Here is a 16,219-nt window from a genome sequence, read left to right on the forward strand (position 1 = left end):
TAGGTTACGGGCCGATCCCCGACAGATCCCTGAACGGAAGGCCCCCGATGAGTGCAGAGCCCACCCGGATCCGGCGTGTGGAACCCAGCGACGAGGCCTCGCTGAACGCCTGGTTCGAGGTCCTGAACCGTGCCCTGGAATTCGGCGAGGAGGATCCGCTCCCGCCGCTGGAGGAGATGCGCGGGCTCCTGGCCGGGGAGGAACCCGGCCTCCACGCGCTGGGCCTGGTCTCCGAGGAGGACGGCACGGCCGTGGGCGCGCTGCTCGTGGAGTGCGACGAGAGCGGGTCCGACACGATCGAGGCCGACATCGCCGTCCTGCCCGAGTCGCGGCGCCGCGGCCACGGCACCGCACTGCTGCGCGCGGCAGGCACGATCGCCGCCGAACTGGGCCGCACCACCCTGGAGGGCGAGGTCTCCGCAGGACCGGGCTCGGACCTGGACTCCACCCCCGGCGTCGCCTTCGCGCGCGCCCACGGGTTCGAGCCGGTGCGCACCCAGGACCTCTACGTGCTCGACCTGCCGCTGCCGGGTGCGGTGGAGGCTCTGCTGAAGGAGCGCACGCGCCCGACCGGGGACGACGGCCCCGAGATCACCGGCTGGGTGGACGTCTGCCCCGAGGAGTACGCGGAATCCTGCGCACACCTTCGGCAGAGCCTGGACGGGGACGCCGGCCGCGCGTTCACGGTGGAGGACTACCTCGCGCAGGCGTACGCGGCCGACGCAGCGCGGGCCGAGGACGGGGTCGGGTTCCTGGCCTCCGCGGCGATCGACGCCGACGGAACCGTGGTGGGCCTGTGCGAGGTCGTCCTGCTGCCCGACGACGTGTCCGCGGACCAGTCGGGGATGCTCGTACGGCCGGATCACCGGGAACGCGGCATCGGCAGTCGGTTGTGGCTGCGTACCCTCACCGAGCTGTCCCGGCTGCACCCCGAGCGCAGCCGGGTGCGCACTTGGGCAGCTCCGGAGGGGACCGAGGCCGGCGAGGCCGTCACCGAACTGGGGTTCCGGCCGGTCGAACGGGGCATCGCACTCAGGGGGCCGGCGCCCTCGGCCTGAACCGCTGCTACGGCCGCCCCGTCGGCAGGTACCGACGGGGCGGTCGGGGTTCGCGGCTGCGTCGCTGCTACTCGGAGGCGAGCCAGCGCAGCAGTGTGCGGGTGGTGAAGGCGGTACCGCCCTTGCTCAGCAGACCGGACTCCGCCATGGAACGGCCGGGCCCTGCGATGTCCAGGTGGGCCCAGGGCAGCCCGCCGGTGAATTCGCGCAGGAACAACGCGGCATCGGTCGCGCCGGCCGGGCCGAAATCGGTGCCCCTGGTGCCGATGTTGGCCAGGTCGGCCACCCGGGACCGTGTGGTCTCCGCGTACTCCTCGGTCAGCGGCATACGCCAGAGCGGTTCGCCGGAGTCCTTCGAGGCCTGCTCGAGCTCTGCGGCAAGGGTGTCGTCGGTGCTGTAGAGCGCGCCGATGCCGGTACCCAGTGCGAGCTTGGCCGCGCCGGTGAGGGTGGCGACGTCCACGACGAGGTCCGGCTCCAGCTCGGTGGTCGCGTACCCCATGGCGTCGGCCAGGACGAGGCGGCCCTCGGCGTCGCTGTTGAGCACCTCGACGGTCTGCCCGGTGTAAGTGGTCAGCACGTCGCCGATGCGGGTTGCGTCACCGGAGAAGGAGTTCTCCGCGAGCGCGAGCAGTCCGGTCACCCGCACGCTGCTGCCCACGGCCCGCAGCGCCGACAGCACGCCCAGCACGATCGCCGAGCCGCTCATGTCGGTCTTCATGAGCTTCATGTTGTCGTTCGGCTTCAGCGACAGGCCGCCGGTGTCGAACGTGATGCCCTTGCCGACCAGCGCCACGTGAGCCGTGGGGTTCTCGGGCACGTAGGAGAGCTCGACCAGGCGCGGCGGACGCGCGGAGGCCTGCCCGACGCCGAGGATGGCGCCGAACCCGGCGTCGCGCAGCTCCTCCTCGTCCCACACCCGCACGGTCAGGCCGCCGTCGCGCGCGACCTCGCCGGCGCGCTCAGCCATCCACTCGGGGGTCTTGGTGCTCGAGGGCGTGTTGATGAGGTCGCGCGCCAGGGACGTGGCCGCGGCCAGGCGGGTCCCGCGCTCGACGGCGTCGGCGGAGACGTCGCCGACCAGGTCGATCGCGGGCGCGGGGCGCTTGCTCCCGGGCGTCTCACCGGATTTGAGGGTGAAGGTGTAGGACGCCAGCAGGGCACCCTCGGCGAAGGCGGTGGCGGACTCGGGGGAGAGTTCCGGCCACGCCAGCGCCACACGCTCCTTGCCGCGTGCTGCGCGCGCGATCGCGGCCCCGGCCTTCCGGAGGTCGTCGGGCGCGCCCGATCCGACCCCCAGAAGTGCCAGACGGGCCAGTCCGGCCTCGCGCCGGACCGGGAACTGGGAGAGTTCACCGGCGCCGCCGGTGAGCGCGTAGTGCTCGATCAGATCGGTGAGCGGAGCCGGGAGGACCGCGGTGAGACCGCCGTCGACGGTCCCGGAGGGGGAGCCGTCCTCCTTCGACACGGGCAGAACCAGCAGGTCCGCGGGGGATTCGGCGAGGGTGCCCGGTACCGGGCTGATCTCCGTGGCGAATGGCACAGGCCGCTCACAATCGTTCACTCAGGGTCGAGAGGTGTGTGTACCTCGGGGGTTTCGGGGGATGCGTGCGCGCCGGGTCAGCCGACGACGCCCTTGAGCTCGTCGCGGAGCTGGTTGGCCTCGTCGGGCGTGAGCTCGACGACCAGGCGACCTCCGCCCTCGAGCGGGACGCGCATGATGATGCCGCGGCCCTCCTTGGTGACCTCCATCGGCCCGTCGCTGGTCCTCGGCTTCATGGCCGCCATGCCATACCCCTTTCTGGTGTTCCTCGCGGGTGAGCTCCCACGCCCCCGTGACTCGAGGGACGTGAATCACTCTTCGACCATTATCTCGGACGTTGATCCCCGGATGTGCGCCGGACGACAGCCGGACGGCCACCACGGGCGCCCCACCAACGAAGAATCGTCGATCATCAAGGTTATATCGGCACTGACCGAAACCGGGGAGACGGCAACCGTCGACCCTTCCGGAACAGGGTTCCCAGGGCGTGGTTCCTGCGCGCACGCGTCCTGTTCGGAGCGGGAGCACGGGCGGCCGGGGGCTCCGCCCGAGGGAGCAAGGGGTTACTGATCGAGGGTGCCGGTGGAGACCATGCGGGTGCCTCCGTCGGTGACCGAGGCCCACTCGGCGTCGAGGCCGCCGTCTCCGTCGGGGCGCACGGTCAGCTCCGACTGGTCGACGCAGCGGTCCTGGGGGTCGGAGGTCTCGGTGTAGGCGTAGACCAGCCGGTCGCCCTCGCGGGCGCTGAGCTCGAGCGTGCCCGAGCAGGTGAAGGTGGTCCAGGCGGTGCTCCCGCGCTCGGCCCCCTCCTCGATGCGCACCTGCGCGTCCCACTCGGCGACGGGCTCCCCGTCGGTGTCCACCTGGGCCATCCGGCCCGACCAGGAACCCTCGAAGTCGGTCACGGGCGCTTCGCCGTCGGCAGCGGGCGCAGCGCCCTCGCCGTCCAGGACGAAGGCCCAGAGGGCGTAACCGCCCGCGCCGAGCAGCAGCAGGAGCACCAGCACGACCGCGGCGACCGTGGCCTTGCGGCGTCGCCGGCCGGTGTGCCGGGTCGAGCGCGGCGGCGGCCAGAGGGACATCTGGCGCACGGGCGAGGCGGAGGCGTCCGCGCCGCGCCGGCCGTCGGAGCCCGATTCGAGTTCGGCTGCTGTGTCCATCCTCGCCATCCTCACCGACAGGGTCCCCACCCGTGGACGGGGCGGGGAGACGCATGTACAGCGACCGAGAATAGAGCACACTTTCGCGGCGCATCACCCTCGAACGGCGGGTTCCGTGTGATGCAGGACATACCGGAACGCGGGGCCGACGACCGGCGCAGAGCTCCGATCAGGCCCCGGTGCCCCGGCTCCCGCCGCCTGCCGAGGCCTCCTGCGCCTCGGGGGCGGACCCGGCCGCGGTGTCGGCGGTCTCACCCTCGGAGGAGGTTTCGGACTCGGCAGAACCGTTCTGCGAGCTCTCCTCCGGGTACCCCGGCAGACGCGTTCCGTCGGGACCGGCGGCCTCGGGCACGTAGGAGGGGTCGGCGCGGGACAGGCGCCACTCAAGGTCGGCGATGCGCTCCTCGCGCTCCTTGAGGGTGCCGGTCAGGCGAACCAGGAGCTCGTCGACCGCACGCACGTGGTAACCCCACAGGGACAACGGCACCATGAGGCGGCTGAGCTCGGAGGCGCGCACGGGGCGGTCCTCGGGGAGGTCGAGCGGGGGGAAGTCCGCCTCGTACCGGGCGAGCTGGCCGCCCTTGCCGAGCACGACGTAGACGACGCCGACCAGCACGGCGAGCGCGGCCAACCCGATCAGGATCATGATGAAGACAGGCACGGCACCGATCGTGCCACAACCGCCGCTCCCGTAGGGCGGGCGGCAGCGGCCGGCTCAGGAGCCCTGCTGCTCCCGCTCGATGCGGTCGTGCACCCGCTCCATGTCCTTGTGCACGCGCTGGATGAGCTCCACGACCTCCCCGGGGTCGTCGACCTGCTGCACGAGTTCCATGTCGTCCGGCTTGATCAGCCCGTTCTCCAGCAGGGCGCCCTCGATCCACTCGCGCAGGCCGCTCCAGAAATCGGAACCGACCAGCACGACCGGGAACCGGGTGACCTTCTCCGTCTGCACGAGCGTGATCGCCTCGAAGAGTTCGTCGAGGGTCCCGAAACCGCCCGGCAGCACGATGAACGCCTGCGCGTACTTGACGAACATCGTCTTGCGCACGAAGAAGTAGCGGAAGGTCATCCCCACGTCGACGTAGGGGTTGAGGGACTGCTCGAACGGCAGCTCGATACCGAGGCCGACCGAACGCCCGCCGCCCTGCTGGGCGCCCTTGTTCGCGGCCTCCATCATCCCCGGTCCGCCCCCGGTGATGGTCGCGTACCCGGCCGAGGCGAGCCTGCGGCCCACCTCCACGCCCAGGTTGTAGTAGCGCGTTCCCGGCTCGATGCGCGCCGAGCCGAACACGCTCACCGCCGAGGGGAGTTCCGACAGCAGACCGAACCCCTCCACGAACTCCGACTGGATGCGCAGCACCCGCCACGGGTCGGTGTGCACCCAGTCGGTCGGCCCTCTGCGGTCGAGGAGGCGCTGGTCGGTCGTGGTCGTGGGGATCGCGCTGCCCCGGTAGGTGAGCGGACCCGCTCGGCGAATGTGCTCTTCTTCCGTCATGGGGTAAAGCTATCCGGCACCGTGGCGGTCACACTCTGCACTCGGGTGAATCCTGCGGCAACAAAGGACTGCCCGGTCGTCGCAGCTCAGTTGCCGCCCCGGAGCCAGGCGAGCATGCGGGCCTCGGCATCGGCGATCTTGGCGGTCTCGGCGTACTCGTCACGGGTGTGGGCGAGCATGGGGTCGCCGGGGCCGTAGTTGACGGCCGGAACGCCCAGACCGGAGAAGAGGGAGACGTCGGTCCAACCGAGCTTGGCGCGGGCCCGGCCCTCGCCCACGGCGTCGACGAACGCGGCCGCGGAGGGGTCGTCCAGGCCGGGGCGGGCGGGCGCGGCGGCGTCGACGACGGTGATCTCGAAACCGTCGAAGACCTCGCGCAGGTGTGCTTCGGCCTCCTCCACCGACAGGTCGGGCGCGAAGCGGTAGTTCACGGCGATCACGCACTCGTCGGGGATGACGTTGCCGGCGACACCGCCCCGCACGGAGACGGCGTTGAGGCCCTCGTGGAACTGGAGCGCCTCGACGACGGGGTTGCGGGGCGTGTAGGCGCGCAAGCGGTCGAGGATCTCCCCGGCCTTGTGGACGGCGTTCTCCCCCATCCAGGAGCGGGCGCTGTGGGAACGCTTGCCGTGTGCGGCGACCTCCACGCGCATCGTGCCCTGGCAGCCGCCCTCGATCATGCCGTCGGTGGGCTCCATGAGAATCGCGAAGTCGCCCGCCAGCCACTCGGGGTGGTTGCGCGACAAACGCAGGAGCCCGTTTCGGGAGGCGTCGACCTCCTCGTTGTCGTAGAAGACGTAGGTCACGTCGTGGACCGGCTCGGTGACCTCCTGGGCGAGGCGGAGCTGCACGGCCACGCCGGCCTTCATGTCGGAGGAGCCGCATCCGTACAGGCGGGCGCCCCCNCGTTGTCGACGACCGGCACGGTGTCGATGTGGCCGGCGACGACGACCCGGCGGTCGCGGCCCAGGTCGGTGCGGGCCACAAGGGCATCGCCGTCCCGGTGCACGCTGAGGTGGTCCAGCTCCCGCAGCCGGGCCTCGATCAGATCGGCGAGGGCGCGCTCGTCCCCACTCTCCGAACGCACGTCGACGAGGGCTCCGGTGAGGTCCACCGCGTCCGAGGTCAGGTCCAGCATGCTCGCGCCCGCTTTCGTTGAGGGTCTGGTGTCGTGGCTCGCCGAACCACGATAGGACGACGGGGCACCCCCTCACGCTCGGCGAAGGGATGCCCCGTCGGTGGCGCGGACCGGCCGCACCTGGGTCCTACGGTGCGTCAGGCGTTGACGCCGTGCTCGCGCAGGAGGTTGTTCAGGGCGAGCTTGTCGTGGTCCTGGCCCTCCTCGAGGCGCTTGAGCACCAGCAGCACCGGCATGCCGAACTCGCCTCCGGGGAAGCTCTTGTTCCGGTTGGCGGTCACGCAGACCGACCGGGCCGGGGCCTCGCCGCGGGGGAGCTCCTCGCCGGTCTCGGCGTCGAAGACACGCGTGGAGGAGGTGAGGATCGTACCGGCGCCGAGCTTGGCGCCGGTGCGCACGCGGGCGCCCTCGACGACCATGCTGCGGGAGCCGAGGAAGGCCTCGTCCTCGATGATCACCGGCGAGGCCTGCGGGGGCTCGAGGACGCCGCCGACGCCGACGCCGCCGGACAAATGGACGTTCTCGCCGACCTGGGCGCAGGAACCGACGGTCGCCCAGGTGTCGACCATGGTGCCGGAGCCGACGTGGGCGCCGATGTTGGTGAAGGACGGCATGAGGACCACGCCGGGGGCCAGGAAGGCGCCCCAGCGGGCGATGGCGCCGGGCACCACGCGCACGCCGTCGAAGCGGGTCTTCAGCGGCACGCGGTCGTGGTGGTAGAAGTCGCCGACCTGCGACTCCTTCATGTCCAGGACCTTGAAGCCGAGCAGGATGGAGCGCTTGGCGCGCTCGTCGACGACGACCTCGTCGGTGGAGGGGTCGACGAAGGCGACGCGGGCCTTGCCCTCGTCGATCATGTCGATCGCGCCGGTGATGATCTCCCGCGCTTCGGTGTGGCCGGGAGTGAGTTCGGGACGCTGCTCCCAGAGCTCATCGATCCGGTCGGGCAGCGGGCTGGTGTACGAGCTGGTCATGTGCCACACGTTAACGGACTACCCCGAGTGGCGGGCCACACCCCCGGCACGGAAAGGCCCACAGTGCCCGGGTCCCCTCTACTGCCCGGTGGGGCCGACTAGAATGCGGGCCCGGCGCCGCGTGCGCCGCGCGGCCCGCCCGGCCCCCGAACGTGCGGAGCAGGCCGCACCGTCCTGCTTCCGACCCCTTGGGGCGTCCGTGCCCAGTAAGCGCCGTAGAGTCTCTGCCTTCGTCAAGATCCTGTTCAGCGTCACGCTCGTGTGCGGCCTGTTGGTCGCGGCGGGGTACTACGTGCTGACCACGGTCGAGCCGTTGGACACGCAGGAGCCCGAGCCTGGTTGCAGCCTGGAACTGTCCCAGGGCTCCTACGACATGCGGGTCTCGCAAGCCGCCAACGCCGCGACGGTGGGCGGTGTCGCCTTCAGCCGGGACCTGCCGCCCGAGGCCGTGACCGTGGCGTACGCGACGGTCTGGCAGGAGTCGACCTTCCACAACGTGGAGTACGGCGACCGCGACTCGGTGGGCCTGTTCCAGCAGCGCCCGTCGCAGGAGTGGGGCGACGCCGACGAGATCCTCGACCCGGTCTTCTCGAGCCGGGCCTTCTACGACACCCTGGCCGAGGTCGAGGGCTGGCAGGGCATCCCGGTGCACGAGGCCGCGCAGGAGGTGCAGCGGAGCGCCGACGGATGGGCCTACGACCAGCACGAACAGCTCTCCGAGCAGATGGCGGCGGCCTTCGGCGGCGCCGACGGCGCGGCGGTCACCTGCTGGTACGACGAGCAGCGGTTGGCCGACCTCGAGGCCGCGGAGGCAGACCCCGAGGGTGCGCGCGAGGAGATGGCGCGGGTCTTCGGTTCCGACCCCGGTGCGCTGCCCGCAGACCACGACCCCGCCACCGGGGACCTCGGCTGGGCGATGGCGATGTGGGCGGTCACGCACGCCGAGGAGTACGGGCTGACCTCAGTGGGCTACGACGGCCACCGGTGGACCGCCACGGACGGGGTCGACGGCGCCGAGGCCTGGGAGCGCGACGGCTCCGACACCGGCGGTCAGATCTCCCTGAACTGACCTGCAGGACCGACCGGAACGCAGCGCGGGTTCAGCCCCGGCCGAGCACCTCCTCGACGGCGTCGGCCGCCGCCCNACCCGCTCGCGCACGTACGGGTCCTCGGCGGTGTCCTCCACGGCGGCCCACAGGTGGTCGGCGGTGAGGCGGTCGGGGTCGAGGCGGCGGCCCAGACCCAGCTCGGCGATCCGGTCGGCGTTGGCGCGCTGCTCTGCCATCTGGGGGAGCGCGATCAGGGGCACCCCGTGGGCGAGGCCCTCCATGGTCCCGCCCATGCCGGCGTGGGTGACGAAGGCACGGGCGTGACGGAGCACCGCCAGTTGCGGCACCTGTGCATGGACCTCGACGTTGGGCGGGACCTCCCCCAGGACCCCGGGCTCGGTCTCCCCCACCGCCATGACCACGTGCCAGGGGCGTTCGGCGGCCGACTCCAGGACCGCACGGTAGAGGTCGGGGCGGTCGTTGTAGGCAGTGCCGAGGGAGACGAGCACGACCGGGCCGGCGCCCTCAGGCGGTTCCCAGAGGTCCTGGAACGCACGGCCGGTCAGTACGGGGCCGACGAAGCGGTGGCCGGTGAACGTCTCCCCTGCCGGCTGGAAGGCCCGGGGAAGCGTCACCAGGCGTTCGGCTGCGCTCGTGCCCTGGAAGAAGGCACCGACGTCGGTCATCCCCTGCGCACGCACGTACCGTCCGGTGCGGAGCAGCACCCGCCAAAGGCGCGGGCTGAGCGGGTTCAGACGGACGTAGGACTTCATCGACCAGTGCCGGTTGCCCACGAAGTTCGGCCAGGTCTCCACCGAGGGCACACCCCAGCGGTGGGCGAGGATCCGCCCCCACCAGGCGAGCGTGCCGTCGTGCACCACCGCATCGGGCGGGTCGAGGCCGTCGAGCTGGTCGACCGCGGCGCGGGTCTCCTCCAGCAGCATCCCCATCGCGCGCACGAGCTCGCGCCCGTGCATCTGCGGAACGTCCTCGTCGGAGTCCTCCCACGTGGAGGTGGTCGGAATGTACTCGGCCCCGGTCGCGGCGATGCGGTCGGCGAAGGGACGGGGCGCGGCGTACCGCACCCGGTGCCCGCGGGCCACCAGCTCGGCCGCGATGCCCAGAGTCAGGTTGACGTGCCCGGCGCCCAGCGGCCCCAGGAAGAGGAGGTCGGCCATGGGCCGAACCTACTCCCCGGGGCCGGCACGCACAGGGAGACCAGGGGCCGGTCCGGTTCAGGCCAGGCGGGCGGCGGCCTCGGCGACGCGCTCGTCGGTGGCGGTGAAGGCGACCCGCACGTGGCCGGCCCCGGCCCGCCCGTAGAAGTCGCCAGGCGCCACGATGACGCCGCGCTCGGCCAGGTGCTCGACCGCGCCCCAGGCGTCCAGGTCCGGGTGGCTCGCCCAGAGGTACAGGCCGGCCTCGGAGTGCTCGACCTTCCAGCCCGCACCCTCGAACGCCGAGCGCAGGCGCGTGCGGCGGGCCCGGTAGCGCTCCTTCTGTTCCTCGGCGTGGGCGTCGTCGTCCAGAGCTGCCTTCATCGCTGCCTGCACGGGGGCGGGCACGATCATGCCGGAGTGCTTACGCACCTCCAGCAGTTCCTTGACCAGTGCCGGGTCACCTGCCAGGAACGCGGCCCGGTACCCGGCGAGGTTGGAGCGCTTGGACAGCGAGTGCAGGGCGAGCAGGTTCTCGTGTGAGTCACCGCACACGTCCGGGTGCAGGATCGAGACCGGCTCGGTGCCGTCCCAACCGAGGTCGAGGTAGCACTCGTCGGAGGCGACGATCACACCACGCTCACGGGCCCACCGAACGACCTTGCGCAGATGGTCCACGCCCAGCACACGCCCGGTCGGGTTGCTCGGGGAGTTCACCCACACCATCGACACCGGGGCCGGCCCCAGCGAGGCGAGCCCGTCGGCGGCGACCGGGGTGGCCCCGGAAAGGCGCACGCCCACGTCGTAGGTCGGATAGGCCAGCTCGGGGTGGACGACCGTGTCGCCCTCCCCCAGGCCCAGGAGCGTGGGCAGCCAGGCGACCGTCTCCTTGGAACCGATGGTGGGCAGAACCGCGCCCTCGGCCACAGCCACACCGTGGCGTCGGGACAGCCAGTCCTCGATGGACGAACGCAGTTCCGGCGTCCCCCAGGTCTGCGGGTACCCGGGCGAGTCCGCGGCTCCGGCGAGCGCCTGTCGGAGCGTCTCCGGCACCGGGTCGACCGGGGTGCCCACGGACAGGTCGACGAGACCGTCGGCGTGGGCGGCCGCGGTGCGTTTGTACGGGGCCAGGCGGTCCCACGGGAAGGTCGGGAGCCGGTCGGCCAACGGTCGCCGCTCACCCATCGCTGATCACTCCATCCGATTCCGGTCCGGCCGCTGCGGCCGGGGCACAGGGCACGAACAAGAGTCGCGCCGACCCCGTCGAGGGGCCGGCGCGACACACGTGCTCACACGTGCTCGGGACACCCTCTGCGCCATGGGGATGCCCCGGACGGACGGCCCCTTCTCGGGCCGCACGCCCTCCGTTCTTCTGCCGCAGGGTCAGGCCTGCGGAGGCAGCTTCGCGACGATCGGGTGGTCGCTGTCGATCTTCCCGACCTTCGAGGCCCCGCCCGGGGAGCCCAGGTCGTCGAAGAAATCGACGTTGGCCTTGTAGAACTCCGACCACTGGTCGGGCAGGTCGTCCTCGTAGTAGATGGCCTCGACCGGGCAAACGGGCTCACACGCACCGCAGTCAACGCACTCGTCCGGGTGGATATAGAGCATGCGCTCGCCCTCGTAGATGCAGTCCACGGGGCACTCGTCAATGCACGCCTTGTCCAGTACATCAACACAGGGCTGCGCGATGACGTAGGTCACGTCGTACTCCTTGTCTCACCCCCGCGATCCCACGGGGGAGGCGGGGACCTTCGGATCACCGGAACGTCGGGGCGGCTTGCGGGCGCCACCCCTGCCGGGGTCCGTAAGCGATTGGCACAGATGTCGTACTCCTAGTATGGCTTCGGAGAATACTCGAAGCACAATCGGGGGCGCGTTACATGCACTTCTCCGGACGCCTCGTCCACCGGATCGGGCCACACGACGTCGGTGAGCGGGTCTCTGTGCGTATCCGCACGCCCGACGGGAGCTTCAGCGATATCGTCGGTGTGGTGGAGTCCTGGGAGCGGGGCATCCTCACACTCCGTCGCCGGGACGATTCCGTGGCCGAGGTCGCGGAGGAGACGATCGCGGCCAGCCGCATCGTCCCGCGCACGCCCCCGAAACGCCGGAAGCGCCCCTGACCCGTCAGGCATTCTTCCTGCCCCCGCGGGGTAGGAGAGCCTCAGCCCCGCGGGCGGACCCCTGCTCACCGCCCCGGGCGTCCACATCGAGCTCCGCGCCCCGCCGCGACCCCGCGCGGCCCGGGCGCCAGTCACGCGGGGAGGTGGTGAGCGCTCGTGCGCGAAGCGGTGGCGTCCGCACTGGCCGAGTTGGCGCAACGGGACGAGCGGGCTGCCGAAATGGCGGGGGGGGGNCCTCGTCCCCGAACGGGACCTGGAACGCCTCACCCAGCACTCGGTCCAGCGTTTCTGCTGGTACGAGCTGCCGGTGCGCTTCCAGAACAGCCACGACGACCAGCTCTTCGCCGCGCGTTCCCTCGGCAACCTCTTCTCGCTGCTACAGCTCTACCAGTACGCGCACATCTGTCAGGCGCCCGAGACGCTCACCCTGTTGGCGGTCTACCGTGACGACCACGAGGCCGGCGTGGCCATGTACGAGCGGCTCATGTGGGAATCGGGCGTGGAACCGCCCGACCTGCCCGAACTGACCTGGGGCACCGCCGTGGGCGATGCCGAACTCCGGGCCCGGGCCGAGACCGCGGCCTCGCTGGAACTGGCCATCTCCCTGCGCGACATCCGTCCAGGCAAACGCGGGTGGCGTCCTGCGCAGGAACACTTCGCGCGTTCGTTCCTCACCCAGCCGGACGGGCACGGCCTGAGCCACCTGGACCGGGTGCGCGAGGAGCGGGTGCGCGCCTGGCTCAACTCCACGGCCCACCCCCACCGCCAGCGGTTGTGGCCCCTGGTCGGCCAGATCATCGCCGGGACCGACGTCCCGCGTACCGCCGACGCCGTGCTGGCGCCGTTGCAACGCCTGCTGGACCTGGCGGCGGACGGAATCCCGCTGACCCAGATCGGCTACATCTCACCCAGCGTGGTGCGGCAGATGTGCGAGGACTTCGGCTGGCGCACCACCCCGAGCCCACCCCGAAGTGAGACCGACGTCACCCAGCTGATCGCGCTCCACCAGGTGCAGCGGGGCATGCGGGCGGTACGGCGTTCCGGTCGGCGCCTGGTGCTGACACGGCGCGGGCGGAGGCTGCGGGAGGACCCCGAGTCGCTGTGGGAGGCCGCGGCCGAGACCCTGTGCCGCACCGGAGGGCTGGAGCAGGCCGCGGCGGAGACGCTCCTCGGGCTGCTGTTGACCCGGACCCCCCAGGGCAGCGGGTCGCACGCCCGCCGCGCGGAACCGGACGTCGAGGCCGCCGAACGGGTGCTCACCGAGACCGGGTGGCGGGCGGTCGAACCCCCCACCGGCCGGCACGCGGCCGCGCACCGGCGCACCGCGGAGACCGCCTCCGACCAGGTACGGGCGATGGTGATGTCCACCGGTTGGCTGCTGGAGGCGCTCAACCTGGTGACGGAGGAGGACGCGACCGGGCGCCGGGAGCTGACCACCCCCGGCCGGGCCTTCGCGATCGCGTGCCTGCACAAGTCCGCGGTGGCCCCGCGAGCGGTGGTCTGACACTCACCCGGACCCGCTGACGAGGGGTCGCGAGCAGGGCCTACTCTGGTGCGCGGATCCACCCGCGACCAGCAGGAGCACCATGCCCACGCCCGACAAGCCCGACGCGCCCGAGGACCTGTGGGAGAGGATGCCCGACGACGCCGCGAACGTCCCGGATCCGGACGTGGTGAAGGACGCTGACGGGGCCCCGGAGACTCAGGAGGCCGCGACCGAGACCGAGGACGCTGGTTCCGGGGCCGGGGAGCCCGGAGCGGCCGGGGAGCCCGAGGCTGCTGAGGCCCCGGAGGCGCGCGAGGGCACCGGCACGGACGGGTCCGGCGAGCCCGTCGAGGCCCCGCGCGGCTCGGCGGTGGACTTCATCCCCAGCCCCGTGTTCCTGCTCCTGCTCGGCCTGGGCGGGTTCGCCCTATGGCTGTCCTGGACCGCAGTCGAGCTGGACTGGGCGGCCGATGACACCGAAGTCACCCCGCTGATCCCACCGCTGATGGTCCTCATCGGGTGGTTGCTCTCCACGGCCGTGCACGAGTTCGCACACGCGCTCACGGCCCATCTCGCCGGTGACCGGTCCCTTCGCGGCTCGGGGTACCTGCGCCTGAACCCCTTCGCCTTCCGGGAGGCCTTCAGCGGAACGGTGCTCCCGGTCCTCTACCTCGGTGTGGGCGGGTTCGGCATGAACGGGCCCGCCGGCTACGTCGACTGGGATCGGATCCCGACCCGGGGCCGGCGTGTGGCGGTGGCCCTGGCCGGACCGCTCGCGAGCCTGCTGATGGCCGCCGTCTTCGGCTCAGTCGTCACGTACCTGGTGCCCCCGGGCAACGACACCACGAACTGGGCCCTGGCCGTCCTCGCGTTCCTGTGCCTGGCCAACCTGACCTCGGCGCTGGTCAACCTGCTGCCGATCCCCGGCCTGGACATGTTCGAGGCGGTCGCACCGGACCGCCCCTGGGTCCGCAAGGCCCGCACGAACCAGCTGTTCTTCTCGGTGGGGACGTTCGCCGTGCTCGCGCTGCCGGTGATCAACCCCTGGCTGCAGGAGTCGGTGTACGCGCTGCTGGACCTGATCATGCCGAACCCGACCTTCCCCGGGACGGCGTTCCTCGGCGAGCTCCTGTGGCAGTTCTGGGAGACGTGATCCACAAGGGCTGACGGCCGCTGCCGGTCGACCTGGTCAGCGGTCCGTTCCCTGCCCGGCGGGCCCGCATTCCGTCCGTCCCGCGCGCCACGCGGCCCCTTCGGACCGCGTGGCGCGAGTCCTGGATCAGGCCGGCGCGAGGGCCCCCGGGCCCGGATCGTCAGGCGGGGCGGCGGGGCGCGGAGCGCACCACGGCCGCGGCGAGGGCGACCATCGCACCGATGAGGAACGTGTAGTGCACCGGGTCGTCCTGCAGCAGAACGTCGCCACCGGGCAGGTAGCTCGTGGCCGCGAACAGCACCACGGCGTACCCGAGTGCGAACGCCACGGCCGGGGACTGGCGCCGTCCTCCCCAGGCCGCGAGTCGGCACAGGACGTACAGCAGTACCACGTAGGCCACGAGCGCGGCGATCGCCAGCGCGGGCGCGGGCTGGCCGCCGTCCCAGTACCGGGTCAGCCATCCGGCACTGACCGTCGAGGCCGTCCCCAGCACCAGGCCGAGGAGGAACAGGACCACACAGGTGGCTCCCGTCAGCACCGGGGACACAGCGTCCCCGGGGGCCGTCGGACGCTTGCTCTGCTGGGGTTCTTGCGGCTCTGTGGTGGTCACGGGAACCGAGGGTAGGCGGTCACGGCCACCACCCGTCACAGGCCCGCGAAGAGATCCGTCTCGTAGCCGTCGTCGCCGGGGCGCACGGGCGGTCCGAGCAACAGCGTGAAGTGCTCGACCGCGTCCACTTCCTGCGCGATGTCGTTGGAGAGCGCGAACCGCTCGCCGTCCACGGTGATCTGGGTGGTGTGCGCGCGCATGGCCAGCGCCTTCGCCGCCCAGTGGGGGCCGGCGTCGATCCTCGTGGTCACCTGCGCGTCGGGGGTTCCGCGTGCGATGTCGGAGACGCTCTCGGGCGGGGTGAAGGGGCCGGGATCCACGCGCATGCGGTCCACAGTCCCCCGGATCCGCGAGAGCGGCTGGGCGATGGCGTACAGCTTGTCCACCCGCCAGGGTTCCCCGGGCACCGACCGGTCCGCAGCCAGGTCCCAGGCGCGACGGGTCACCCTGTGTGCCTGGATGTGGTCCGGGTGTCCGTACCCGCCGTGCTCGTCGTAGCTCACCAGGACCTGCGGCCGGGCCTCGCGGATCTCGTGCGCGAGCCGGAGCGCGGCCTCCTCGACGTCGGCACCCCAGAAAGCCTGCGGGTGCTCGTTGGTCTCGCCGTCCATCATTCCGGAGTCGCGGTAGTGCCCCTGCCCGCCGAGGAAGCGGTGGTCCCGCACGTTCAGCGCCCGGCAGGCCCGGGAGAGCTCACCGACCCGGTACTCACCGAGGGTGTCGTCGCGGTCGGAGGCCAGGTGCGCGAGGTTCGCGGGGATGACCTCGCCCTCCTCCCCCAGGGTGCAGGTCACCAGCGTGACCTGTGCGCCCTCGGCCGCGTACTTGGCCAGCGTGGCACCGGTGACGATGCTCTCGTCGTCGGGGTGCGCGTGCACCATCATCAGTCGCCTGTCCATCACGCAGCGAACCATACCGTCCGGAACGGGGTTTTCCGGCCCGAAGGGACAACCCGGTCCCCGACCGGAGCCCGCACCGGCCGGAGTCGGCGCCGGCTGCGTATGCGACACAATCGCCGTATGAGTTTTCCTCGCCAACAGGCCCGAACCCAGCGCTTCACCATCGGTGTGCCCCGCGGTTTCCAGGTCTCCCCCGACGGGGACCGTGTGACCTTCCTCCGTTCACGTGACGGTTCCGACCCGGCCACGTGCCTGTGGATGCACGACGCCGAACGCGGCACCACCGAGATCCTGGCCGACCCGCGGGTTCTCGGCGCCGACGACGAGAACCTCCCCCCGGAGGAGCGGGCCCGCCGCGAGCGCCTGCGCGAGCA

The 16,219-nt window shown here is 71.7% G+C and carries 15 protein-coding genes and 3 pseudogenes; 6 read left to right on the forward strand and 12 right to left on the reverse strand.

What is annotated here, in order from left to right; genetic code table 11:
• Nucleotides 1-47: 47 nt before the first annotated feature.
• The gene (locus tag D474_RS0111060; RefSeq protein WP_017613639.1) at nt 48-1,058 is read left to right on the forward strand and encodes a GNAT family N-acetyltransferase; all 1,011 of its coding nucleotides are present in this window, start codon (nt 48-50) and stop codon (nt 1,056-1,058) included.
• A gap of 67 nt (nt 1,059-1,125) precedes the next feature.
• Here D474_RS0111060 and D474_RS0111065 read toward each other — a convergent pair whose 3' ends face one another.
• From D474_RS0111065 to D474_RS0111095, 7 genes and pseudogenes are all read right to left on the reverse strand, one after another.
• Nucleotides 1,126-2,601, reverse strand: coding sequence for a leucyl aminopeptidase (locus D474_RS0111065; protein WP_017613640.1), 1,476 nt, complete (start codon nt 2,599-2,601; stop codon nt 1,126-1,128).
• Nucleotides 2,602-2,678: 77 nt separating this feature from the next.
• Entirely contained in the window at nt 2,679-2,846 is a 168-nt protein-coding gene (locus D474_RS30975) for a DUF3117 domain-containing protein (RefSeq protein WP_017613641.1), read from the reverse strand.
• 318 nt (nt 2,847-3,164) lie between these two features.
• On the reverse strand, nt 3,165-3,761 hold the full coding sequence (locus D474_RS0111075) for a hypothetical protein (RefSeq protein WP_017613642.1): 597 nt from the start codon (nt 3,759-3,761) through the stop codon (nt 3,165-3,167).
• A 169-nt stretch (nt 3,762-3,930) separates the two neighbouring features.
• Nucleotides 3,931-4,422, reverse strand: coding sequence for a hypothetical protein (locus tag D474_RS0111080; RefSeq protein WP_017613643.1), 492 nt, complete (start codon nt 4,420-4,422; stop codon nt 3,931-3,933).
• Nucleotides 4,423-4,476: 54 nt separating this feature from the next.
• Complete coding sequence (locus D474_RS0111085) at nt 4,477-5,256, reverse strand: LOG family protein (RefSeq protein WP_017613644.1); 780 nt, start codon at nt 5,254-5,256, stop codon at nt 4,477-4,479.
• A gap of 86 nt (nt 5,257-5,342) precedes the next feature.
• Nucleotides 5,343-6,394 (reverse strand): annotated as a pseudogene (dapE, locus tag D474_RS28320) (succinyl-diaminopimelate desuccinylase).
• 137 nt (nt 6,395-6,531) lie between these two features.
• A complete protein-coding gene (locus tag D474_RS0111095) occupies nt 6,532-7,368 on the reverse strand; it encodes a 2,3,4,5-tetrahydropyridine-2,6-dicarboxylate N-succinyltransferase (RefSeq protein WP_017613645.1) in 837 nt (278 codons plus the stop codon).
• 199 nt (nt 7,369-7,567) lie between these two features.
• Here D474_RS0111095 and D474_RS0111100 point away from each other — a divergent pair, with 199 nt between their 5' ends.
• Nucleotides 7,568-8,437 (forward strand): hypothetical protein, encoded by an 870-nt coding sequence (locus tag D474_RS0111100; RefSeq protein WP_026118382.1) that lies wholly within the window; start codon nt 7,568-7,570, stop codon nt 8,435-8,437.
• On the opposite strand, the gene D474_RS28325 is transcribed toward D474_RS0111100, so the two are convergent.
• From D474_RS28325 to fdxA, 3 genes are all read right to left on the reverse strand, one after another.
• Entirely contained in the window at nt 8,330-9,595 is a 1,266-nt protein-coding gene (locus tag D474_RS28325) for a macrolide family glycosyltransferase (protein WP_017613647.1), read from the reverse strand. The two genes, D474_RS0111100 and D474_RS28325, sit on opposite strands and share 108 nt — an antisense overlap.
• 57 nt (nt 9,596-9,652) lie before the next feature.
• A complete protein-coding gene (gene dapC, locus D474_RS0111110; RefSeq protein ID WP_017613648.1) occupies nt 9,653-10,759 on the reverse strand; it encodes a succinyldiaminopimelate transaminase in 1,107 nt (368 codons plus the stop codon).
• Between the two features lie 198 nt (nt 10,760-10,957).
• A complete protein-coding gene (gene fdxA, locus D474_RS0111115) occupies nt 10,958-11,275 on the reverse strand; it encodes a ferredoxin (protein ID WP_017613649.1) in 318 nt (105 codons plus the stop codon).
• 179 nt (nt 11,276-11,454) lie between these two features.
• On the opposite strand from fdxA, the gene D474_RS0111120 reads away from it, so the two are divergent.
• The 3 genes and pseudogenes from D474_RS0111120 to D474_RS0111130 all read left to right on the forward strand — a co-directional run bounded on the left by D474_RS0111120 (nt 11,455) and on the right by D474_RS0111130 (nt 14,336).
• A complete protein-coding gene (locus tag D474_RS0111120) occupies nt 11,455-11,697 on the forward strand; it encodes a putative acetyltransferase (protein ID WP_017613650.1) in 243 nt (80 codons plus the stop codon).
• A gap of 156 nt (nt 11,698-11,853) precedes the next feature.
• Nucleotides 11,854-13,201 (forward strand): annotated as a pseudogene (locus D474_RS28330) (hypothetical protein).
• An 82-nt stretch (nt 13,202-13,283) separates the two neighbouring features.
• A complete protein-coding gene (locus D474_RS0111130; RefSeq protein ID WP_017613652.1) occupies nt 13,284-14,336 on the forward strand; it encodes a site-2 protease family protein in 1,053 nt (350 codons plus the stop codon).
• A gap of 160 nt (nt 14,337-14,496) precedes the next feature.
• On the opposite strand, the gene D474_RS0111135 is transcribed toward D474_RS0111130, so the two are convergent.
• A complete protein-coding gene (locus D474_RS0111135) occupies nt 14,497-14,946 on the reverse strand; it encodes a hypothetical protein (RefSeq protein ID WP_051050951.1) in 450 nt (149 codons plus the stop codon).
• A gap of 35 nt (nt 14,947-14,981) precedes the next feature.
• Nucleotides 14,982-15,848 carry an N-acetyl-1-D-myo-inositol-2-amino-2-deoxy-alpha-D-glucopyranoside deacetylase gene (gene mshB, locus D474_RS0111140; protein WP_193373994.1) on the reverse strand — a complete coding sequence of 289 codons (867 nt, stop codon included), beginning with the start codon at nt 15,846-15,848 and terminating at the stop codon, nt 14,982-14,984.
• A 117-nt stretch (nt 15,849-15,965) separates the two neighbouring features.
• Here mshB and D474_RS0111145 point away from each other — a divergent pair.
• Nucleotides 15,966-16,219 (forward strand): annotated as a pseudogene (locus D474_RS0111145) (S9 family peptidase); the annotation flags it as partial.

The organism is Nocardiopsis salina YIM 90010 (assembly GCF_000341025.1).
Lineage (GTDB): Bacteria > Actinomycetota > Actinomycetes > Streptosporangiales > Streptosporangiaceae > Nocardiopsis > Nocardiopsis salina.

Excerpts from the sequence above, each read along its gene's own strand:
- D474_RS0111085 (WP_017613644.1), bottom strand. The coding sequence starts at position 5,256 with ATGACGGAAGAAGAGCACATTCGCCGAGCGGGTCCGCTCACCTACCGG.
- D474_RS0111075 (WP_017613642.1), bottom strand. The coding sequence starts at position 3,761 with ATGGACACAGCAGCCGAACTCGAATCGGGCTCCGACGGCCGGCGCGGC.
- D474_RS0111120 (WP_017613650.1), top strand. The coding sequence starts at position 11,455 with ATGCACTTCTCCGGACGCCTCGTCCACCGGATCGGGCCACACGACGTC.
- dapC (WP_017613648.1), bottom strand. The coding sequence starts at position 10,759 with ATGGGTGAGCGGCGACCGTTGGCCGACCGGCTCCCGACCTTCCCGTGG.
- D474_RS0111060 (WP_017613639.1), top strand. The coding sequence starts at position 48 with ATGAGTGCAGAGCCCACCCGGATCCGGCGTGTGGAACCCAGCGACGAG.
- D474_RS0111095 (WP_017613645.1), bottom strand. The coding sequence starts at position 7,368 with ATGACCAGCTCGTACACCAGCCCGCTGCCCGACCGGATCGATGAGCTC.
- D474_RS0111130 (WP_017613652.1), top strand. The coding sequence starts at position 13,284 with ATGCCCACGCCCGACAAGCCCGACGCGCCCGAGGACCTGTGGGAGAGG.
- D474_RS30975 (WP_017613641.1), bottom strand. The coding sequence starts at position 2,846 with ATGGCGGCCATGAAGCCGAGGACCAGCGACGGGCCGATGGAGGTCACC.